This window comes from Rhodococcus sp. NPDC059969, from assembly GCF_042738325.1.
Classification (GTDB): Bacteria; Actinomycetota; Actinomycetes; order Mycobacteriales; family Mycobacteriaceae; genus Rhodococcus_F.
Genome location: NZ_JBHWUF010000003.1, coordinates 224642 through 246521 on the forward strand (window position 1 = coordinate 224642; position 21880 = coordinate 246521).

A 21880-nucleotide genomic window follows, 5' to 3' on the forward strand; every position below is an offset into this window, starting at 1 on the left:
CGGTTATCTGCGTCTACCGATACCCGGTAGCCTGGACAAATGCAGGAATCGACGATCGACTCGCCCACCTCGACCGAAGGGCGTTCGTTCGTCGACCTCGGAATCCCCGCCGTGATGGTGCACGCGTTGCGTCGGAACGGCATCGATGCCCCCTTCCCCATTCAGTCGGCCACCATCCCCGATGTCCTTGCCGGCCGGGATGTGCTCGGGCGTGGCGCGACGGGTTCCGGAAAGACTTTGGCCTTCGGGCTTCCGATGTTGGTGCGCCTCAAGGGTGGGGCGAGCAAGCGGAATCGTCCTCGCGGGTTGGTGCTCGCTCCCACCCGCGAACTGGCGATCCAGATTCACAAAGCACTCGACGACGCCGCTACCGAAATCGGCTTGCGCGTGGCCAACGCTGTCGGTGGTGTTCCGATCAAGCGCCAGGCCGACATCTTGACCAGGGGCGTCGATCTGCTCATCGCGACTCCCGGACGTCTACTCGACCTGCTCGAGCAGCAGTCGGTCGTGCTCGACGACGTCGTGATCACGACTATCGACGAAGCCGACCACATGGCAGACATGGGCTTCATCGACGAGGTCGCGAAGATTCTCGACACGACCCCGAAAGATGGTCAGCGTCTTCTCTTTTCGGCAACCCTCGACGGCAAGGTCGACGATCTGGTCGCGGATTACCTGCGCAATCCGGCGTCGCACTCGACTGCTCCCCCGGTTGCCACCGTCTCGACCATGGAGCATCACCTGCTCTTCGTCGACCGCGACGACAAGAGATCCGTTGTCGCACATATCGCTTCGCGCGCGGGGCGGACCATCATGTTCGTCAAGACCAAGCACGGCGTGGATCGGCTTGCGCAGCAACTGCATTTGATCGGCGTCTCGGCCGGGGCCCTGCACGGCGGCAAGACGCAGAACAATCGGACCAAGACCCTCGCGTCGTTCTCCGACGGGACAACCCCTGTCCTGGTCGCCACTGATGTCGCGGCCCGCGGAATCCATGTCGACGACGTGACCCTCGTTGTTCACGTCGATCCCCCGGCCGAGGCCAAGGACTACCTGCACCGCGCAGGCCGAACCGCTCGCGCCGGTGAATCGGGCGTCGTCGTCACCATCGTCACCGACGAAGAACGTGACGCGGTCGAGAAGTTGACCAAGCAGGCAGGCATCAAGGTTCATGGTGTGCGGGTCCGCCCCGACGATCTGGAACTCACACGAATCACCGGAGCAATGGAGCCGACGGGCATTCCGGTCGAGGCTCCCGATACAACCGTCGCCGTCAAGCACACCGCAAAGCGTGGACGCCAGGAACACGACACCGCAGGTCGGACGGCTGCCGGTGGCCGAATGAAAAAGGACGGCGACAAGCGAGCCGCCTCCTCGCGGCGCGTCACCGATCCCAAGAGTGTGAAGAAGATCCGGGCCGACGGCACCCCGGTCCCGACCCGTTCGGAACGTTTGGCCTCCAAGGGCCTGACGCCGCGGCGGGGCGCACCGGGCGCAGGAAAGCCGTCTGCCGGAAATCGGGCGGGCAAGCGCGCACACTGAGGACATGGGTGATCTTCCACTGATCTCGGTTCTCTGCGCACTCGTCGCCGCACTGCTCTTCGCGTGCGCGTCCGTCGCTCAGCAGCGGGCAGCGTCGGCGGTTCCCGAGGGCGAGGCGCTGGTGGCGTCGCTGATTCGGAGCCCTCGGTGGTGGGCCGGATTGATCGGCGACGGCGGCGGCTACGTCATGCAGGCCGTTGCACTGTCGTTGGGTTCGGTGTTGGTAGTTCAGCCGCTGATCGTGACCTCTCTGCTGTTCGCGCTGCCGCTCTCGGCCAAGTTCTCGGGAATCCGCATCACCCGTTCGGCGTGGTCACTGGCGATCATGCTCGCGATTTCGTTGGCGATCTTCCTCGTGGTCGGCGATCCCACCGAGGGTGACAGCAATGCTCCGTGGTCCGATTGGGCTTTGCCCCTGACGATCACGGTCGCAGTCGCCGTGGTCGCGACCATCGGCGGCTTGTCCAAACTCGACGGTGGTTGGCGCGCACTGCTTCTCGGCTCCGCGGCCGGCATCTTCTACGGCGTTGCGGTCGCGTTCACCAAGTACGTCACCGACCTACTCGGACACGGCGTCGTCGGAGTGATTTCGGCCTGGCAGACGTGGGCTCTGATCGCCTCGGGCGCGATCGGCGTCTACCTGCAACAACGCGCATTCCAGGTCGGGCCGTTGTCGGCGTCGCTGCCCGCTCTCACGATCGGCGAGCCGATTGCGGCCATCTTCCTGGGGATGACGGTTCTGGACGAACGCCTGCGCGTCGACGGCCCCGGAATTGCTCTCATCGGGTGCGCTGTCGCCGTCATGGTCATGACCACGATCGCCCTCTCCCGTTCACAAGCACGCGATACCGAGGGCGCTGCGGCGGAATCGACGGTAAGCTCGTGAAACGTGCAGTTCCTCGAAGGGCAACGCCCCCCATACGACCTGACCTACGACGACGTTTTTCTCGTCCCTAACCGGACAGAGGTCACCTCCCGGTTCGACGTCGATCTCACTTCTTCCGACGGATCCGGAACCACCATTCCCGTCGTCGTCGCCAATATGACCGCAGTGGCCGGCCGCCGTATGGCCGAGACAGTTGCCCGCCGCGGCGGGCTGGTCATCATTCCGCAGGACGTCCCCACCGAAGCCGTCGCCGAGACCGTGGCATTCGTCAAGAGCCGCCACCTCGTCGCCGATACGCCGGTCACCTTGAGCCCCGACGACGCCGTCTCCGACGCGCTGGCGCTTCTGCCCAAGCGCGCTCACGGCGCCGTCGTGGTCGTCGAGGACGGTAAGCCGCTCGGTGTCGTCACCGAGGCCGCCTGTGCGGACGTCGACCGGTTCACGCGTCTGCGCTCGGTCGCCATCACCGACTTCGTCACCGCCCCGGTCACCGCTACACCTCGCGAGGTGTTCGAACTCCTCGAAGCCAAGCATGATCCGCTGGCGGTCATCGTCAACGAAGACGGCACTCTTGCCGGAGTCCTCACCCGTACCGGTGCGATTCGTGCGGGAATCTACGATCCCGCAGTCGACGAACGGGGCGCACTCCGGGTCGCCGCGGCGGTGGGTGTCAACGGTGACGTGGGTGCCAAGGCAAAGGCACTCGTCGACGCCGGTGCCGACGTGATCGTCGTCGACACGGCGCACGGTCACCAGCAGAGAATGATCGATGCGCTCACCACTCTCAAGGCGCTCGACCTCGGCGTCCCGCTGGTCGCAGGCAACGTGGTGTCGGCACAGGGCACCCGCGATCTGATCGCGGCCGGCGCGGACATCGTCAAAGTCGGAGTCGGGCCGGGCGCCATGTGCACGACGCGCATGATGACCGGCGTCGGACGCCCACAGTTCTCGGCCGTCGCGGAATGTGCCGCAGCGGCACGTGAGCTCGGCAAGCACGTCTGGGCCGACGGCGGAGTACGCCACCCCCGCGACGTCGCACTCGCCCTCGCAGCGGGCGCGTCGAACGTCATGATCGGCTCGTGGTTCGCCGGCACGTACGAGTCCCCCGGCGACCTCAAGGTCGATCAGGCGGGCAATGCGTACAAGGAGAGCTTCGGTATGGCGTCCAAGCGCGCCGTTGCCGCTCGCACAGCCACCGAAACGGCTTTTGATCGCGCTCGTAAGGGATTGTTCGAGGAGGGCATCTCCAGTTCGCGGATGCGTCTCGATCCCGAGCGCCCGGGAGTCGAGGACCTGATCGATCAGATCTGTTCCGGCGTGCGCAGTACCTGCACGTACGCGGGTGCGCGCTCCCTCGAAGAGTTGCACGAGAAGGCAGTTCTCGGTGTTCAGTCCGCTGCCGGATTCGCCGAAGGACGGCCGCTTCCGTCAGGTTGGTGAACTGGGCTCCGTGACAGTCGGCGGGTGCTCGGGTCCCTACTCCCGGGCACCCGCCGGTATCATTGGTTCCGTAACCAGAAAACAAAACTCGGTCGGGTGCCCTTCGGCGACCCGACCGAGCCCGCTACAGCCGAGAAATCCTCGGCTCTGACGAGAGGAACCCGGTGCCCGAGGCACCCACACACTTACCCGGCGCTACACCCGTCGTTTTATCCGAGGAATCGTCTGATTCCGCCGGTTCGGAGGGCTCCTCTAGCGAGCCGGGAGACAAACCCGGCGGCCCCCGTGCACAACTCAGGTGGCGATGACACATGGACATCGTTTTCACCATTCTCAGCCTCTTCGGCTTCATCGCGCTGACTGCAGGCACCGCCCTCTTCGTGGCGGCCGAATTCTCACTGACCGCGCTCGAGCGCAGTACCGTCGACGAAGCCGCTCGCGACGGCGACCGACGCTCGCGCCAGGTTCAACACGCGCACAAGACTCTCTCGTTCCAGCTCTCCGGTGCCCAACTCGGCATCACGATCACGACACTGATCACCGGTTACCTGGCCGAGCCCGTTCTGGCGCGGTTCATCACACCGGTTGCGAAGGCCGTCGGACTCAGCGAATCCGCTGCCTCGACAACGTCTTTGATCTTGGCGCTGGTACTCGCGACGTCGTTCTCGATGATCTTCGGCGAGCTCGTACCCAAGAACCTCGCAATCTCCAAGCCGATGCCCACCGCCCGTGCAACTGCGGGCCTGCAGGCCGGCTTCTCGCTGATCTTCAAGTGGGCAATCAACGGTCTCAACGGAACTGCCAACTGGATCGTGCGACGCCTGGGCATCGAACCCGCGGAGGAACTGCGCTCGGCGCGTTCACCGCAGGAACTCGGATCCCTCGTGCGGACGTCCGCGCAGCGCGGTTCCATCGACAAGGGCACGGCGATGCTCGTCGACCGTTCGCTGCAGTTCGGTGACCGCACGGCAGAAGAACTGATGACCCCGCGAGTGAAGATCGAATCGCTGGAACTCTCGGACACCGTCGCAGACCTGATCGTGACGGCGTCGCGGACCGGCTACTCGCGCTTCCCGGTCGTTCGCGGTGATCTGGACGACACGGTCGGCGTCGTACACATCAAGCACGCGTTCACGGTTCCCGCCGAGCGCAGGCGCACGACGCGAGTCGACAGTCTGGCTCAACGTGTTCCGGTCGTGCCGTCGAGCCTGGACGGTGACACCGTCATGGAGCGGATCCGCTCGGACGGCATGCAGGTCGCTCTGGTCGTCGACGAATACGGCGGAACTGCGGGCATCGTCACGATGGAAGACCTCATCGAGGAAATCGTCGGCGATGTGCGCGACGAACACGACGAGCCCGAGCTGGACGTGCAACGCGTCGGCGACGGATGGTCATGCTCCGGTCTCCTGCGTATCGACGAGGTCACTTCGGCTACCGGATACACCGCGCCCGAAGGCGACTACGACACCCTCGGCGGATTGGTGCTCACCGAATTGGGGCGCATCCCCGAGGAAGGTGACGAAGTGGAGTTGCCCGACGTGGACTCGTCCGGGGATTCCCGCGGAAAGTGGATCGCCCGAGTGACCAGCATGGACGGCCGTCGTATCGACCGAGTAACCATCACACCGGTCCCGGCGGACGTCGAACCCGAATCCGCCGACCACGACAAGAAGGAGTCCGACGATGAATAACCTCTTCGGCGTTCTCCTGACCGTCGTATTGCTCGCGAGCAACGCATTCTTTGTCGGCGCGGAATTCGCGCTGATCTCCGCTCGCCGTGATCGTCTCGAGGCACTGGTCGCGCAAGGCAAGAAGCGGGCACTCACAGTCATCAAGGCCGGTGAGAACCTGTCGCTGATGCTCGCGGCGGCTCAGCTGGGTATCACGATCTGCTCGATCCTCCTGGGTAAGGTCGCCGAACCTGCCATTGCGCACCTCCTCGAGGTGCCGATGGAAGCCGTCGGCCTGCCTGACGGACTGCTGCACCCGATCTCGTTCGCGATCGCGCTCTCGCTCGTCGTCGTACTGCACATCCTGCTCGGCGAGATGGTTCCGAAGAACATCGCGTTGGCCGGCCCCGAGAAGACGGCCATGCTGCTCGTTCCCGTGCATCTGGCCTTCATCAAGATCGCTCGCCCGATCATCGCGTTCTACAACCTGTGCGCAAACGGCGTGCTGAAGCTCCTGCGCGTCGAACCGAAGGACGAACTCGACGTCACGGTCTCTGCCGTGGAGTTGTCCGCGATGATCGGTGAATCGCGATCCGAAGGTCTGATCGACGCCGAAGAACACCGGCGGCTGAAGCAGGCTCTCGAATCGACCGATCGCACGGTGTCCGAGGTTCTGATCACCCTCGACAAGGTTCGGACCATTCCCCTCACACCGTCGGGAACGACACTGGGTGAGATCGAGCGTGCGGTCATCGAGACCGGATACTCGCGTTACCCGGTGCGGGCGAGCGACGGATCCCTGGCTGGGTACGTGCACCTCAAGGACGTGCTCGACGAGGTTCTGGACGAAGCTGCCGGACCGGACACCGTCGTTCCGACGTCGGATATCCGCCCGCTGCCCATCGTTCCGCTCAGCACGCCGCTGGCCGAAGCGTTGGCCGGCCTCCGTCGGGCCAGCTCGCACCTCGGTGCAGTCGCCGACGCTGACGGAGTTGTGATCGGTATCGTCGCGCTCGAGGATCTCCTCGAGGAGTACGTCGGCACGGTTCGCGACGGCACGCACCGCGGCACGGATGCTGTTCCCGGACAACGAAACAGCTGATCGATGACACGTTCGGTGCACTCACTCGCACTCGCGCAGAGCGAGTGGACGGCTCGGCGGGCACTTCACCTCGAGGAGGTGGAGAAGCTCGTCGAGCCGCACCGAGCGCGTCGTAGCGCCGGTATCTCGCACCCGGTGCACGACTTCCTCTTCACGTACTACAACTTCAAGCCCGCTCAATTGCGGCGCTGGCACCCCGGCTACGGAGTCGCGCTCGAGGATGCCGGTGAGTACGCAGCCTTCTCCGGCTACCGTGTCGATTCGGGTACCGCGACAGTCGACGATTCAGTGCTCGAGCGGCGTCGTCACACTGTCGAATTCGTGTGGAATCTGTTGAACCAGACGTCTGCGCGCCCCGCTGTGCTCGGCTGCTTCGGTCTCCACGAATGGGCGATGGTCTATCGCGGCGGCGAGGATGCGATCCGGCATCAATCCGTGCCGCTGCGGCTCGGATTCGCGGGTACAGACGCGGTCGTCGAATCCTTGCCGCTCAAATGCACGCACTACGACGCGTTCCGGTTCTTCACGCCGGACGCGGCCCCCAAGAATTCGCTCCCCCTTGCCCGGGAGACTCAGGCGGACCACGAGCAGCCGGGCTGCCTGCACGCCGGTATGGACCTGTACAAGTGGTCTTTCAAGTTGTTGCCGCTCGTCGATTCGGATCTGGTGATGCGGTGCTTCGAACACGCGCTCCTGGCCCGCGAACTCGACATGCGCGCGAGCCCCTACGACCTCGCCGAGTACGGGTACTCCCCCATTCGCATCGAAACCCCCGCCGGACGCGCCGAATACGTGCGCCAGCAACAGCACTTGGCGGATCGTGCTGCGCCGCTCCGCGATACGCTGGCAAAGAAGTGTCGGGAGCTTCTCGACCACTGAACTGCCCGAAAGGCGTCGTATGGATCACGGGTACGGGTTCTATCTCGACGAATACCAACGCGACGTCGGAGTGCATACCGAGGACCGGCGCGGGCACATCGAATGCCCGGACTCGGCGGGCTTTCTCGCGGCCCACTTGCCGGTGTTCGACCTCGCTGCGGGTTCGGTTGGGGCGTTCGCCTCTGCGATTGATCGAGCGGCCGGGCACTGGACGCTGAATCCCGAGCGTATCGCCGCGTCCTTCTCGAGCGATCGCCTGTTCCGCACCGGAGGCGAACCGATCAACGGGTTTTCCGAGTACTCGGGATTCTTCGCCGCCCGTGACGGTTGGGTCCGCACGCACGGCAACTATCCGCACCATCGCGACCGACTGCTCACCATTCTGGAACTCGAACCTGGGTCGCCCAAAGAGGCAGTGGCGCAACGTATATCCGAACTCTCTGCTATCGAGATCGAACAGCAAGCCGCCGAGATCGGTGCCATCGCGGTTCGCGTGCGTACCGAGACCGAGTGGCGCCTGAGTGAGCAGTGTGCAGCCGCGAGGTCTGCGCCCCTGGTATCCATCCGAGCACGCGAGATGGGGGAACCCCGCGCACTCCCCACGCGCCCACGTGTTCTCGACCTGACCCGCGTCATCGCCGGCCCGGTCGCGACCCGCGCCCTCGCACTGGTCGGTGCCGAAGTTCTACGGATCGATCCCCCGGCGATCCCTGAAATCGGATGGCAGCACCTCGACAGTGGCCAGGGCAAGCGCTCGGCGCTTCTCGACCTGAAATCCTCGGAGGGTGCGACAGCGTTCCGCGAACTCCTCGAAACAGCCGACGTGCTGGTCACCGGCTACCGGCCGGGTGCACTCGAAGCGCTCATCGGGCAAGATCTTCCCGCGCACCTGATTCACGGGCGTGTCAGCGCATGGGGTTGGGAAGGTCCGTGGGCGGATCGGCGCGGCTTCGACAGCATCGTGCAGGCCGCGTCCGGTATCTCGTTCCTCGAGGGGGGAGAGAAACCCGGCGCCCTTCCCGCACAGGCACTCGACCACGCAAGCGGGTACTTCCTTGCAGCAGGGATCCTCGACGCGTTGACCATGCGCTCGCACGACGGCCGTGGCCGCGCTGTCGACGTGTCGCTGGCAGGTACCTGCGCCCGTCTTCTGGACGCGCCTGGGCGGACCCTCCACCCCGGCCTGCCGACGGCCCCCGGCTTCGGTGCTGTTGTCAACCACGGCGACGTGACCACCGCACGACCCGCGTTGGCAGAGTTCGAGGACTACCCTTCACCGGCACATTCGTGGGGATCGGATCCGGCGGAGTGGGCACACTGAGGGACCGGCACATTCAGGGCAAGATGGACCTGTGAAGTCACATACCTACACACTCGACCTGCAGTGGACGGGCGATCTGGGATCCGGAACGTCCAGCACACAGGCATATTCGCGCAATCACGCAATATCCGCGGTCGGGAAGCCGGAGCTTCTCGGCAGCTCCGATCCCTCGTTCCGCGGTGACGCGCAGCGGTGGAATCCCGAGGAACTGCTCGTTGCCTCGCTCGCCCAGTGCCACATGCTCTGGTACCTCGGCCTGGCAGCGGCCGCAGGGGTCGTCGTTCTCGACTACAGCGATCAGCCGGTCGGCAGCATGATCGAGGAATCCGATGGCGGCGGCCAGTTCATCGAAGTGACGTTGAATCCGACGGTGTTGGTCGCCGACGCGTCGATGGTCGAGACGGCCGAGGATCTTCACGGCCCGGCACACACGAAGTGCTTCATCGCTCGTTCGGTGAACTTCCCGGTCCTGCATTCCCCGACGATCCTGGTGGCCACCGATGAGTGATGTCCACAAGCTCATTGTCGACGTCGACACCGGTATCGACGACTCGCTGGCACTGCTCTATCTACTCGCCAGCGCCGAGGCCGAGATTCTGGGGATCGCGAGTACCGCCGGCAATGTTCCCGTGGAACAGGTCGCGGCCAACAACTTGAACTGGCTTGCGCTCTGCGGCGCCCCGGACATCGAGGTTGCACTCGGTGCCCGCGCGCCCCTGGTCATCCCGCTGCGCACCACCGAGGAGACTCACGGTCCGCAAGGAATCGGGCATGCCGTGCTCCCCGATTCGGGTCGTGAGCTCTCGGTTCGCACCGCCACCGACCTCTGGGTGGATCTCGTCCGTGAGTACCCCGGACAACTCACGGGGTTGGTGACGGGACCGCTCACCAATCTGGCCCTGGCGATCAGACGCGAACCCGACCTTCCCTCTCTACTGAAACGACTGGTCGTGATGGGTGGGTCGTTCAACTATCCGGGCAACACGACGCCGACTGCGGAGTGGAACGTCTCGGTCGATCCGCACGCCGCCAAGGAAGTGTTCGACGCGTTCTCCGCAGTACCCGCGCACCGACGTCCGATCATCTGCGGCCTCAACGTCACCGAATCCATCGAGATGTTCCCCGAACATGTGCGTCGACTCGCCGACGCTGCCGGGAGCACCCCGGAAGAGATCATCTCTCCTGACGACGGCCCCGATGTCCGCAGCTCCGCCTCCAACAGCGTGATCCGGCACATGTCCGACGCGATCCGGTTCTACATGGAGTTCCATCGCGAGTACGACCAGGGCTTTCTTGCTCACATGCACGATCCCTTTGCGGCTGCCGTCGCGCTCGACCCGACCCTGGCGACCCTGAAACCGGCAACGGTAGACGTCGAAACCGAAAGCCCACTCTTGATCGGAACCACCGTCGCGGACTGGGTCGGACACTGGAAACGCGAACCAAACGCGGACATCGCCGTCAGCACCGATCCGGCGGAATTCTTCGATCGACTTGTCCACCGAGTGGGAAATTACGCCCGCGCCGTGGGTTGATCGAGCGCGGCACCGGCTATGCTCGCATGGACAGAACACCAACGAACGAGAACCGAAGGACCTTGACGTGCAGATTTCCAGCCACGATGCCTCCCCGGCATTTGCGCTCGGATTGATGGCGTTCTGGCCCACTCGTCGTAGCGCATGCTTCGATCAGGCGTGTTGCTGAGCGGCGATTTCTCGCTGCCTGCACCCCTGACTTTGTCGCTTCTTCGCTCGGAGTCTGTCTTCTCATGTTCAACCTTCTTTTGTTCACCCTTGTCGGCGTCGGCGCCCAGCTCGTCGACGGCGCCCTCGGCATGGCCTTCGGTGTCACCGCAACGACCCTGCTGATGATCGGTGGCCTCGGTCCGGCTCAGGCGAGCGCCGCGGTTCACCTGGCCGAGGTCGGCACCACCCTCGCTTCAGGGGTGTCGCATTGGAAGTTCAAGAACATCGACTGGAAGCTGGTCGCCAAGCTGGGCGTGCCCGGCGCTGTCGGTGCATTCATCGGTGCCACCGTTCTCTCGGGTCTGTCGACCGAAGCGGCAGTCCCCATCACGGCGACAATTCTGCTGGCAATCGGTGTCTATGTGGCACTTCGCTTTTCGGTCCGTCCACCGGCCGTCGCGAATGCTCGCACCACCCCGCATACCGCTCGCTTCCTGTCCCCGCTCGGCCTGTTCGGTGGTTTCATCGACGCATCCGGCGGCGGCGGTTGGGGCCCGATCACCACCAGCACACTGCTCTCCCGCGGCAAGACCGCACCGCGCACGGTGATCGGCTCGGTCAGCGCCTCGGAGTTTCTGGTCGCGTCAGCCGCGTCGCTGGGATTCCTTGTCGGATTGGGACGTGAGTCGGCGGGAAACCTCCTCGTTGTCGCCGGTCTCGCGCTCGGTGGTGTCATCGCGGCCCCGTTCGCGGCGTGGCTGGTCAGCCGCGTACCTGCAACCTTGCTCGGAACGGCAGTGGGCGGCGTGATCGTGTTGACCAACGCGCAGAAGCTGTTCAAATCCTTCGACATCACCGGAGCGGTCACGGTGGCCGGATACCTCACCATCATCGCCGCCTGGGCAGCGTTGCTGTTCTACGCGTGGAAGCGGTCCACGCTCACCCCAGCCGAAGCAGAAGGCGACCTCACGGGAGTCGAACTCGCGGTCGAGACCGAACTCACCGAGCCTGCAGCCAAGCGCGAACGATAACTCGTCACAGAAGAAATCCCGGGTATCCGAGCTCGGATACCCGGGATTTCCTGCTTTCGCTTTAGTTGCTTCCGTCGAACGCGTCGAGAATCCGCCCCGCAGCCAACGCCGCTGTCAGCGAACCGTCGCGCACGCTCTGCTCGACGTCGGCCCGGATCGCACGCACCCGATCGTTGCTGGAGAGTCTGCGCAGCAGCTGATCGTTGACCATCGTCCAGGTCCAGTCGACCTGCTGCTGTCGACGCTTCTCCTCGAACTGTCCCGCTTCGGTGAGCACCTCACGGTGCTTGGTGACAGTTCCCCAGAACTCGTCCAGACCGACACCTTCGAGGCCGCTCATCGTGATGACGGGCGGCTTCCAGATGGCGTCGTGCGGGTAGATCAGGCGCAGCGCTCCGGCCAGTTCGCGGGCTGCGCCTTTCGCCTCGCGCTCGTGCTTGCCGTCGGCCTTGTTGACCGCGACCAGATCCGCGAGTTCGAGTACACCCTTCTTGATCCCCTGCAGCTGATCGCCCGTACGAGCGAGGGTCAAGAACGTGAAGCAGTCCACCATGTTCGCGACGGTGACCTCGGACTGCCCGACGCCCACCGTTTCCACGAGGATGACGTCGAAACCGGCAGCCTCGAGAAGCACGATGGTCTCGCGGGTTGCCTTTGCAACACCGCCGAGGGTGCCGGACGTCGGTGACGGACGAATGTATGCGTTCTTCTCGACCGTGAGGCGAGCCATGCGCGTCTTGTCGCCGAGGATGGAGCCACCGGTGCGGGTGGACGACGGATCGACCGCCAACACCGCAACCCGATGCCCCTTCTCCAGCAAGTACATTCCGAGCGCATCGATGAACGTCGACTTTCCGACGCCGGGAACGCCGGTGATGCCGATTCGGTGTGCTCCCCCGGCCTCGGGCAGCAACTTCAGCAGAAGCTGCTGTGCTAGAGCCCGGTGGTCGTCGCGAGTGGACTCGACGAGGGTGATCGCCCGAGCGAGGCCGGCACGCTGATTTCCACGTACCGCCTCGGCGAGAGAATCAACTGATGGCCTTGCCGCTGGCGACGGCGTGTCGATGGGCTGACGTGCCATCTTCAGTGACCCCCTTCTCAGCTGTTGTCGTGACCCAGTTGGGCGGAGAGCTTCTCCAACAATCCGCTGGCGGCGTCGGCGATGACGGTTCCGGGCGGGAAGATGGCAGCAGCGCCGGCCTCGTAGAGTTCGTCGAAGTCACCGGGCGGAATGACGCCGCCGACGACGATCATGATGTCGGGACGACCGGCCGCAGCCAGAGCTTCCCGCAGCGCCGGCACCAAGGTCAGGTGACCGGCTGCCAACGACGACACACCGACTACGTGGACGTCGTTGTCGGCCGCCTGGTTGGCGACCTCTTCGGGGGTCTGGAACAGCGGTCCGACGTCGACGTCGAATCCGATGTCGGCAAATGCCGTGGAGATGACCTTCTGGCCACGGTCGTGACCGTCCTGGCCCATCTTCGCGACGAGGATGCGGGGACGACGTCCCTCGTCCTCGGCGAACTTCTCGACCAATTCCATCGCCTTGCTGATGTTGCTCACCGATCCTGCCTCGTCGCGGTACACACCACTGATGGTGCGGATCTCCGCCTGGTGGCGTCCGTACACCTTTTCGAGGGCGTCGGAAATCTCGCCGACGGTGGCCATGGCGCGGGCGGCGACGACAGCGAGGGCGAGGAGGTTGTTCTCCATGCCGCCTTCGGTGGACGCTGCTGCGCGAGTGAGGTCGGCGAGCGCAGCCTCGACGGCTACCGGATCACGTTCTGCGCGAAGACGAACCAACTTCTCGAGCTGTTCCTTACGCACCTTGGAGTTCTCGACCTTGAGAACTTCGATGGTGTCGACCTCGTCGGGAACGTATTTGTTGACGCCGACCAACGGCTGACGACCGGAGTCGATGCGTGCCTGGGTGCGGGCGGCAGCTTCCTCGATGCGCAGCTTCGGGATGCCCTCGTTGATAGCCTGAGCCATTCCGCCGGCTTCCTCGACCTCTTCGATGTGCTTACGTGCCCGGTTGGCGAGCTCGTTGGTGAGCCATTCGACGTAGTACGAGCCGCCCCACGGGTCGATCGGGCGAACGGTGCCGGACTCCTGCTGCAGCAGCAACTGGGTATTGCGGGCAATTCGCGCCGAGAAGTCCGTCGGGAGAGCGATGGCTTCGTCGAGAGCGTTGGTGTGCAGCGACTGGGTGTGTCCCTGCGTGGCTGCCATGGCTTCGACGCAGGTACGCGGAACGTTGTTGAAGACGTCCTGAGCGGTCAGCGACCAGCCCGAGGTCTGCGAGTGGGTACGCAGCGACAAGGACTTGGCGCTCTTGGGGTCGAACTTGGCAACCAGCTCGGCCCACAGGAGGCGTCCGGCGCGGAGCTTGGCGACCTCCATGAAGAAGTTCATACCGATGGCCCAGAAGAAGGACAGGCGAGGCGCGAACTTGTCGATGTCCATCCCGGCGTCGAGGCCGGCGCGGATGTACTCGACGCCGTCGGCGAGGGTGTATGCCAGTTCCAGATCGGCCGTCGCTCCGGCTTCCTGGATGTGGTAGCCCGAGATGGAGATGGAGTTGTACTTCGGCATTTCCGCGCTGGAGTACGCGAAAATGTCCGAGATGATCCGCATCGAGGGCTTGGGCGGATAGATGTAGGTGTTACGAACCATGAACTCTTTGAGGATGTCGTTCTGGATCGTTCCGGCCAGCTTGTCCGGAGTGACACCCTGCTCGCCTGCCGCTGCGACGTACAGCGCGAGGATCGGCAGCACGGCACCGTTCATCGTCATCGAAACCGACACCTGCGAGAGGTCGATCCCGTCGAAGAGCTGACGCATGTCGAGGATGGAATCGATTGCGACACCGGCCATTCCGACGTCGCCGGCCACACGCGGGTGGTCGGAGTCGTAGCCGCGGTGTGTAGCGAGGTCGAAGGCGACCGAGAGGCCCTTCTGACCGGCCGCAAGGTTACGTCGGTAGAACGCATTCGACTCGGCGGCAGTGGAGAAGCCGGCGTACTGACGAATGGTCCACGGCTGGTTCACGTACATGGTCGGGTACGGACCACGCAGGAACGGAGCAGCACCTGGGAAGCTGTCGAGCGGGTATCCGGATTCGGCAGCGGCCGTGCGGTCCGCACCGGTGTACACCGGCTTGACGTCGATGCCTTCCGGCGTGGACCAGACAACCTGCTCGGCGGCGTAGTTGTTGGCGTTGGCGCCCTCTTCGATGAGCGCCTGGGCCTGCTCGACCGACGGCGGTGTGGGTGCCGGAGACTGCGGGTCCTCGAGTGGGACCTCGGCGAAACTGCCGATCACGTGCTTGACCTCTCGTGTCGTCACTTGGAGCTTCCCGTCTCGATGAAGTCGAGCAGTTCGGTCAGAGCCGACACTGCGTCGATGCGGGCGGTGAGGAATCCGTCCGGGCGAGAATCGCCGGTCGCGTCGGCGACTGCCTTTTCCGGGCCGGCCAGCAGCACCTTGGTGATACCAGCGGCGCGAAGTTCGGCGACGGCCGCTGCGGCACTCTCGCCGTAACGCTTGTCCGTGCCGCACAGCACGGCGACGGTGGCGCCGGATGCCTTGACGGCTGCGGAAATGGCCTCGGCGCCTACCTCGAGCGGGCCGGGGTTGACTGCGTCGATACCACCCGAAGCGAGCAGGTTGGACGCAAACGTGGTGCGCACGTTGTGTTCTGCAACCGAGCCCAGCGGCGCGAGAAGCGCAGTGGGACGGGCGCCGCCGGCGGCGAGGAACGCATCCGAACGGTCGCGAAGCGCTTCGAACGCAGCTGCGTAGCGGGCGACGGCCTGGCCCGGCTCGACTGCTTCGGCGGACAGCGGTGTTTCACCGAGGTTCGGGAACTCGTTGACACCGGTGACCGTGGTCTTGCGGTGTGCGATGTCGGAGTCGCGCTTGGCCTTGGTGGCCGCGATGCGATCGGAGACGATTCCCGCTTCGAGTGCGGCAAGATATCCGCCGGCCGCTTCGATTTCCTGGAAGAACTCCCACGCGGTGGCGGCGATCTGCTGTGTCAGGTCTTCGACGTACCAGGATCCGGCCGAAGGATCGAGGACACGGCCCAGGTGCGACTCTTCGAGCAGGAGCAGCTGTGTGTTTCGGGCGATGCGTGAGGAGAACGACTTGCTGACGCCGAGGGTGCCGTCGGCAAGCGCGACGTCGAACGGAAGAACCGTCACCGCGTCTGCTCCGCCGACACCGGCGCCGAATGCGGCGAGGGTGGTGCGCAGCATGTTCACCCAGGGATCACGCTGAGCCATCATCGCGGCGGAGGTGACCGCATGCTGGGGTGCTCCACCGAAATCGGAAGCTCCGCAGACCTGGGCGATACGTGCCCACACGAGACGTGCGGCACGGAACTTCGCGATGGTCTGGAACTGATCGTCGGTTGCCGAGTAGCGGAAAGCCAACTGCGACAACGCAGCACCGATACTCAGGCCGCTCTCGGCGGTGAGTGCGCGGAGGTATTCGAGGCCTGCGGCAATCGCGGCTCCGAGTTCTTCGGCATCCCCGGCACCGGCGTTGTGGAACGCCGTGCCGTCGACGGTGATCGCGTGCACGGTTTCCGCGCGAGCTGCAGCGAGGGCGGCCAACTCGACGGCGTCGGCAAGTTCGACGTCGGCTGAGCCGGAAAACGAACTGGTCAGCGGAGCAGCACCGAGGTGGATGCGGATACCGGCGCGATCGCTGACGCCGTCACCGGCTTCGGCACGCGCGTCGAGGAGTGAGAAGAGTGCGCGGACGCCATCGCCGGCCTCCGCGCCTGCGTCGAGCGTCAGCGGCGCGAGATCGAGAAGCACGCCCTCGAGCGCAGCGGCGAGGTCGGTGACCGGAACGCCGTCCCCGCCCACCTTCAACCAGAGTGCGCTGACGCCGTTTTCGAGGGCGTCCAGGACGCTGCGATTCGTCTCGGCTGCGGAGGAGGTTCCGAATGCAGCGGAGACCAACCAGCCTGCATTGACGTCACGGTGAGCATCGACACCCCGCACGTACGGGAACGTGCCCGGCAGGGTCTGCTCGGGGCGTTCGTCGCGGGGGCTGTAAAGCGGTGCGACAGTGACTCCGTCGTAGGTGACGGTTTCAAGCAGTTTCTGAGGCTCGGGGCCCAGTTCTGCCGCATCGACTCTGCGGGACTTGGCGAGCACACCGGCTACGGAGCGCTGCCACTCCGCGTATGCCTGCTCGACAGCCTCGGCTTCTGAAGCTAATGACACTGTGTCCGCTCCCTCTCATTTTTAGCGTGAGCGCTTTACCGATAATCGGAATTGTTCGTTAGTTCTGTGATGCTAACCCGCGTCTGAGCTCAGATATCGTGAGGATCACGTCAGGTTCTTCACAGTGCCGTTCACGACGCGGTTCACGACCACTTCCCGACCGGTCCGCCGGCGTGCGTGTTCAGTGATTCGGACACCTGCAACTGGTCCTTACCTAGCGATTGTTCAGCATGTATGTGAGTTACTCGCGAGTTCGTTTCACTGGCCGGGACTGCAGGTGTGGACCACCTGGAAAGCGTAGTGGTTTTCGTCACAGCACAGCTTTCATTGTCGCCTGGAGCACGTGAATTACCAGCATTCGGGATGGTCTTCGGCACACCGTTCCCAGCGCGCGAGCGTCTCGGTTCACCGTTCACAGGTAGCCTTGTGACCTGTGATGGGACGCCTGCTGGACCGAAGATTGATCGCAATAGTCCTGGTAGTGCTCGCTTTGTTCCTCGCAGCCCTCCTCGCTCCACATCCCACGGTGTCTCAGGTGCGCGAGTGGGCGGACTCGGTTGGCCCGGCGTTTCCCCTCGTGTTCTTCCTGGTTCACTCGATAGTCACCGTCGCGCCGTTCCCGCGCACCGTCTTCACCCTCAGCGCGGGCGTTCTCTTCGGTTCGGTGACCGGCATCGCCCTGACCGTGGCGGCGACGACGGTGAGCGCTGTTCTGGCCCTCTACCTGGTGCGCGCCATCGGCCGCGACGTCGTCTGGCAACGGATTTCGAGTCCGACGATCCGGCGGGTGGACGAGCGGATCGAGAAGCGGGGCTGGCTGGCCGTCGGCTCTCTGCGCTTGATCGCGTTCGTCCCCTTCTCGGTGGTGAACTACTGCTGCGGCATTTCGTCGATCCGGATCGTGCCTTACGTCCTTGCCACCGTTGTCGGCATTTTGCCCGGCACCGTGGGGATCGTCGTTCTGGGTGATGCTCTCTCCGGCGAAGCCGATCCTCGTCTCCTGATCCTGTCGGGGGTCTGCATCGCAATCGGCATCGCCGGTCTGGTGTTCGACGCTCGCCGCCAGCCCCCGCTGGGCGAAACTACCGCCGACAATGGTCAACCCGACGACACTGGTCAACCCCACGACGTTGGTCAACCCCAAGAGATTGATTTAATGAAGTCAACCCAAAACGATTGACTAATGAAAGTCAACTATTTAGCATTGACTAATGTTCGTACTGACAGTGGATCAGCGAGGTAGCCGACGGGATGTCGATCGCGTCGGGGACATCATCGACGACATGGCCGATCTCAGGTTCCTGCGGCCGTTCGAGCGCACTGCAGGCGACGAGATTCAAGCGGTGACCGACAATCCGGCGCTGCTCGTCCTCGTCGCACTGGAGCTGATTCGGCGCGAGCACTGGAGTGTCGGGATCGGGATCGGCCCAGTCGAGCAGCCTCTCCCACGGCAGACCCGAGCCGGACGCGGACCGGCGTTCGAAGCTGCCCGGATCGCCGTCGAGCGAGCCAAGCGAGCCCCGGCCAGAATAGCCGTCGAACAGGCGCCGGCCGACAGATCACGCGACGAACTTGCCGCCGACGTCGATGCCGCGTTCACCTTGCTCGGCACAATTGTCACGAGACAGACGAACGACGGGCGCGAAGCCATCGCTCTGATGGACAGCGGACTCACACAGGTCAGCGCGGCCACCCAGCTCGGAATCACCAAGCAGGCCATGTCGAAGAGACTCCTGACCGCCGGATGGCACGCAGAACTCGCCGGGCGCCGCCTCGCAGAACGACTTTTGGTCAGACTCCAGCCCTAGACTGCTCACGCTCGCACCGGTACAACTCGTCGAAACAGCAGGGGGCTCGGATACATGGTCGTTCTGGCGTTGATCGCACTCGCCGTCGCAGCCGCCGCACCAGCTGTTGCAGCGGCGCTGGGACCGCTCAGTCGTGGTCGACTCGAAGTCCCCGAATGGGCGTCGTCCGTGGTGGCTCTACCAGCGCTCGGTGTTGCCGCGCTGGCATCGACCCGAACGAGCCCGGTCACCGGATTTGCACTCGGGGCGACGCTTGTCCTGTGCGTACTTGCCGCCGCCACGGCCGGCGCACCGATGGTGCTCGCCACCTTCAAGATCGCCCGCCGCCAACCAGACGGAAGCCCGGCACCGGATGCCGGACCTCTTCGCGGCGGACGTGTGATCGGGATACTCGAGCGGCTCGCGGTGGCGGCGTCGATTCTCGCGACCTGGCCGGAAGGCATCGCGATCGTCTTGGCAGTCAAGGGACTCGCACGGTACCCGGAACTTCGCGAACCGCACGCGTCCGAGCAGTTCATCATGGGAACCTTCGTCAGCGTCCTCTGGGCCATCGCTGTATGTGGAACGGGACGGGCACTCATCACATAGGTGATGAGTGCCCGTCCCGACTACTACGAGTTACTACTACGAGAGGTGCCTACTGGCGCTGGCCGCCTTCCGGCGGCTGACCCTGGTACGGGTACTTCTGCTGGAATTCTTCACGCTCGGACGGCAGCGGTAGCTGACCTGGCCACGGGTTTTCACCCTGCTGCGGCAGCGCGGGATCTACGAATCCAGGCTGCTCGGGCGCACTTTCACGGCGGTGCCTGACTGCAGCTGCCGGATCTTCGACGGGTGTGCGCGCAGCAACTTCAGCGGCGCGCACCGCTTCTGCGATGGCAGGGTCGGATTTTGTCTCGAACCACTCTGCCACCTCAGCTGAATCGTCCTCGGGGTTGGGAAGATTCTCTTCGGCGGCCGGCGGCTCGTAACGGAAAACACCGTCCTGCCCCTGCGCGCCAAGCGTTTTCGCAAATCCCTTCAGTGCATCACCGAAGTCGCTGGGTACGAGCCAGACCTTGTTTGCATCGCCCTGCGCCATCTGCGGCAACGTCTGAAGGTACTGGTATGCAAGCAATTCCGGAGTCGGCTTACCGGACTTGATGGCGGCGAAGACCTTCTCGATGGCCTTGGCCTCGCCTTGTGCCTGCAAGTACTTGGCCGCGCGGTCACCTTGAGCGCGAAGGATCTGAGACTGACGCTCGCCCTCGGCGTTCAGGATCGACGCCTGCTTGTTGCCCTCGGCAGAAAGAATCTGACTCTGCTTCGCACCCTCGGCGGTCTTGATGGCGGACTCACGGTGGCCTTCAGCCGTCAGAATCATGGCGCGCTTTTCACGGTCCGCCTTCATCTGCTTCTCCATCGACTCCTGGATCGAGGGCGGCGGATCGATGCTCTTGAGCTCGACGCGGGCCACTCGCAGGCCCCAGCGACCGGTTGCCTCGTCGAGGACACCGCGAAGCTGACCGTTGATGGAATCACGCGAGGTCAGCGTCTCTTCGAGGGTCATTCCGCCGACGACGTTTCGCAGCGTCGTGGTGGCCAACTGCTCGACGGCAGCGATGTAGTTGCTGATCTCGTACACCGCAGCTTGGGGATTGGTGACCTGGAAGTACACCACGGTGTCGATGGACAGTGTCAGGTTGTCCTGGGTGATCACCGGTTGCGGGGGGAAGGAGACGACGCGCTCGCGAAGATCCACCTTGGCGCGCACGCGATCGGCGAACGGGATCAAGAACGTGAGCTGACCGGACACCGTCTTCGAATATCTGCCGAGCCGTTCGATGACCGCGGCTTCTGCCTGCGGTACCAGTGCCACCGACTTCGCGACCACCAAGATCACGAATAGCACCAACACACCGAGCACTATGAGTGCTGCCATTAAGGTCCCCTCCAGACGACTGCTGTTGCGCCGTTGATTTCCATCACCGTCACCTTGGTGCCCGGCGGGTACACCTCGGTGGTGTCGTACGGCCTGGCAGTCCACACCTCGCCGTCCAACTTGACCTGTCCGGAATGCTCGCCTACTTCTTCCAGAACCAGAGCGTGCTTACCTTCGAGTGCTTGAATTCCGGTCGGGGTCGGCGGCGGACTACCGAAGCGACGCAACATGATCGGTCGCACGCCCAGGACCAGAGCGGCGGAGAAAACTCCGAACATGACGGCGTCGACCCACACCGGGAAGTCGGTGACAGCACTGACACCGGCAGTAGCGAGTGCCCCACCGGCGAGCATCAGCAGGAAGAAATCCCCCACCAACGCCTCGGCCCCGGCGAGCACAAGTGCTCCGATCAGCCAAATTAGTGCAGCCACAACACCATCTAACCAGAATGTGTGACCCAGGCCGCCGCTACGTCAGTTCGGCTCGGTAACGAAATCGACAAGTTGTTCGACGGCGCCGATCAACGGAGCTTCCAGATCGCGGAAGCTCTCCACCGAGTTGTAGACCCGCCGCCAGCCCTCCTGAGGGGTCCCCCAACCGAGTTCGCGGCAGATTCCCGTCTTCCAATCCTCGCCGCGCGGGATCTTCGGCCAGGCTGCGATACCGACGGATGTGGGGCGCACTGCCTCCCAGACGTCGATGTACGGGTGACCGGTCACCAGCACGTTGGGGCCGAGGCCCTGAGTCAGTTGGGTTTCCTTGGAACCGGTGACCAGGTGGTCGACCAGGACCCCGACGCGGCGGCCTGGGCCTGGACCGAATTCGGCAAGACGCTCCCCCAGATTGTCGAGTCCTTCGAGATGTTCGACGACAACACCTTCGACGCGAAGGTCGTGACCCCATACCCGCTCGACGAGGGCGGCGTCGTGCACGCCCTCCACCCAGATCCGGCTGGGCAGTGCCGTGCGGGCACGCAAGCCTTCGACTCGCGTCGAACCCGAAGCCGACCGTGCGGGCTTGGTGGACGCGGCCTTGTGCGCAGGCCGGACGAGGGTGACCGGTGAGCCGTCGACGAGAAAAGCCGCCTCGCGCATCGCGAACAACCGCGTCCGGGAACGCCCGTCCTCGAGGCGCACGAAATCGCCGTCGTACGTGCGCTCGAAACCGACTACCGCCCCGCAGAATCCCGTCGCCGCATCCTCGACGACTAGATCACGTTCGGCCGCCACTTCGGGCGTCACGCGCTTCTGTTTACGGGTATGACCCGCAAAAATGTCACCGTATCCGTTGCCACCGCTCACGCCGGATCACGCTAGGTCACAACGCCGGGGCCGCGCATCTCGCCACGC

The 21880-nt window shown here is 64.3% G+C and carries 19 protein-coding genes; 13 read left to right on the plus strand and 6 right to left on the minus strand.

Annotated elements, in window-relative coordinates; all coding sequences use genetic code 11:
• Positions 1-39 precede the first annotated feature (39 nt).
• The 10 genes from ACFWAD_RS12590 (at position 40) to ACFWAD_RS12635 (ending at position 11559) form a co-directional block, all read left to right on the plus strand.
• The gene (locus tag ACFWAD_RS12590; protein WP_378544202.1) at positions 40-1542 is read left to right on the plus strand and encodes a DEAD/DEAH box helicase; all 1503 of its coding nucleotides are present in this window, start codon (positions 40-42) and stop codon (positions 1540-1542) included.
• Positions 1543-1546: 4 nt separating this feature from the next.
• Positions 1547-2428, plus strand: a complete 882-nt coding sequence (locus tag ACFWAD_RS12595; protein ID WP_378544205.1) for a DMT family transporter — start codon at positions 1547-1549, stop codon at positions 2426-2428.
• 3 nt (positions 2429-2431) lie between these two features.
• Entirely contained in the window at positions 2432-3868 is a 1437-nt protein-coding gene (locus ACFWAD_RS12600; RefSeq protein ID WP_378544208.1) for a GuaB1 family IMP dehydrogenase-related protein, read from the plus strand.
• A 311-nt stretch (positions 3869-4179) separates the two neighbouring features.
• Entirely contained in the window at positions 4180-5562 is a 1383-nt protein-coding gene (locus tag ACFWAD_RS12605) for a hemolysin family protein (RefSeq protein ID WP_378445995.1), read from the plus strand.
• On the plus strand, positions 5555-6643 hold the full coding sequence (locus ACFWAD_RS12610; protein WP_214886613.1) for a hemolysin family protein: 1089 nt from the start codon (positions 5555-5557) through the stop codon (positions 6641-6643). The genes ACFWAD_RS12605 and ACFWAD_RS12610 overlap by 8 nt, the downstream gene beginning before the upstream one ends.
• A gap of 3 nt (positions 6644-6646) precedes the next feature.
• Entirely contained in the window at positions 6647-7522 is an 876-nt protein-coding gene (locus tag ACFWAD_RS12615) for a 3-methyladenine DNA glycosylase (RefSeq protein ID WP_378544212.1), read from the plus strand.
• A gap of 19 nt (positions 7523-7541) precedes the next feature.
• Positions 7542-8843, plus strand: a complete 1302-nt coding sequence (locus tag ACFWAD_RS12620; RefSeq protein ID WP_378544215.1) for a CoA transferase — start codon at positions 7542-7544, stop codon at positions 8841-8843.
• Between the two features lie 31 nt (positions 8844-8874).
• Positions 8875-9351, plus strand: a complete 477-nt coding sequence (locus ACFWAD_RS12625; protein ID WP_230815609.1) for an OsmC family protein — start codon at positions 8875-8877, stop codon at positions 9349-9351.
• A complete protein-coding gene (locus ACFWAD_RS12630; protein WP_378544218.1) occupies positions 9344-10378 on the plus strand; it encodes a nucleoside hydrolase in 1035 nt (344 codons plus the stop codon). The genes ACFWAD_RS12625 and ACFWAD_RS12630 overlap by 8 nt, the downstream gene beginning before the upstream one ends.
• Before the next feature lie 233 nt (positions 10379-10611).
• A complete protein-coding gene (locus tag ACFWAD_RS12635) occupies positions 10612-11559 on the plus strand; it encodes a sulfite exporter TauE/SafE family protein (RefSeq protein WP_378544221.1) in 948 nt (315 codons plus the stop codon).
• A gap of 61 nt (positions 11560-11620) precedes the next feature.
• On the opposite strand, the gene meaB is transcribed toward ACFWAD_RS12635, so the two are convergent.
• The 3 genes from meaB to mutA are packed head-to-tail and all read right to left on the minus strand — an operon-like array spanning position 11621 to position 16802.
• Complete coding sequence (meaB, locus tag ACFWAD_RS12640; RefSeq protein ID WP_378544224.1) at positions 11621-12640, minus strand: methylmalonyl Co-A mutase-associated GTPase MeaB; 1020 nt, start codon at positions 12638-12640, stop codon at positions 11621-11623.
• 17 nt (positions 12641-12657) lie between these two features.
• Positions 12658-14910 carry a methylmalonyl-CoA mutase gene (gene scpA / locus ACFWAD_RS12645; RefSeq protein WP_378544227.1) on the minus strand — a complete coding sequence of 751 codons (2253 nt, stop codon included), beginning with the start codon at positions 14908-14910 and terminating at the stop codon, positions 12658-12660.
• Positions 14907-16802 carry a methylmalonyl-CoA mutase small subunit gene (gene mutA, locus ACFWAD_RS12650; RefSeq protein ID WP_378544230.1) on the minus strand — a complete coding sequence of 632 codons (1896 nt, stop codon included), beginning with the start codon at positions 16800-16802 and terminating at the stop codon, positions 14907-14909. Before mutA ends, scpA begins: the two co-directional genes overlap by 4 nt.
• 436 nt (positions 16803-17238) lie before the next feature.
• Here mutA and ACFWAD_RS12655 point away from each other — a divergent pair, with 436 nt between their 5' ends.
• Genes ACFWAD_RS12655 through ACFWAD_RS12665 form a run of 3 tightly spaced genes read left to right on the plus strand, consistent with a single transcriptional unit; the run spans position 17239 to position 19198 of the window.
• Positions 17239-17982, plus strand: a complete 744-nt coding sequence (locus tag ACFWAD_RS12655; RefSeq protein WP_378544612.1) for a TVP38/TMEM64 family protein — start codon at positions 17239-17241, stop codon at positions 17980-17982.
• Between the two features lie 31 nt (positions 17983-18013).
• Positions 18014-18610: a hypothetical protein gene (locus ACFWAD_RS12660; protein WP_378544233.1), complete on the plus strand. Its 597-nt coding sequence runs from the start codon at positions 18014-18016 to the stop codon at positions 18608-18610.
• A gap of 54 nt (positions 18611-18664) precedes the next feature.
• Entirely contained in the window at positions 18665-19198 is a 534-nt protein-coding gene (locus ACFWAD_RS12665) for a hypothetical protein (RefSeq protein ID WP_378544236.1), read from the plus strand.
• Positions 19199-19247: 49 nt separating this feature from the next.
• On the opposite strand, the gene ACFWAD_RS12670 is transcribed toward ACFWAD_RS12665, so the two are convergent.
• The 3 genes from ACFWAD_RS12670 to ACFWAD_RS12680 are packed head-to-tail and all read right to left on the minus strand — an operon-like array spanning position 19248 to position 21832.
• Positions 19248-20531 (minus strand): SPFH domain-containing protein, encoded by a 1284-nt coding sequence (locus ACFWAD_RS12670; RefSeq protein WP_378544239.1) that lies wholly within the window; start codon positions 20529-20531, stop codon positions 19248-19250.
• Entirely contained in the window at positions 20531-20962 is a 432-nt protein-coding gene (locus ACFWAD_RS12675; RefSeq protein ID WP_003944877.1) for an NfeD family protein, read from the minus strand. Before ACFWAD_RS12675 ends, ACFWAD_RS12670 begins: the two co-directional genes overlap by 1 nt.
• 42 nt (positions 20963-21004) lie before the next feature.
• Complete coding sequence (locus tag ACFWAD_RS12680) at positions 21005-21832, minus strand: DUF3097 domain-containing protein (RefSeq protein WP_378544242.1); 828 nt, start codon at positions 21830-21832, stop codon at positions 21005-21007.
• Positions 21833-21880 lie beyond the last annotated feature (48 nt).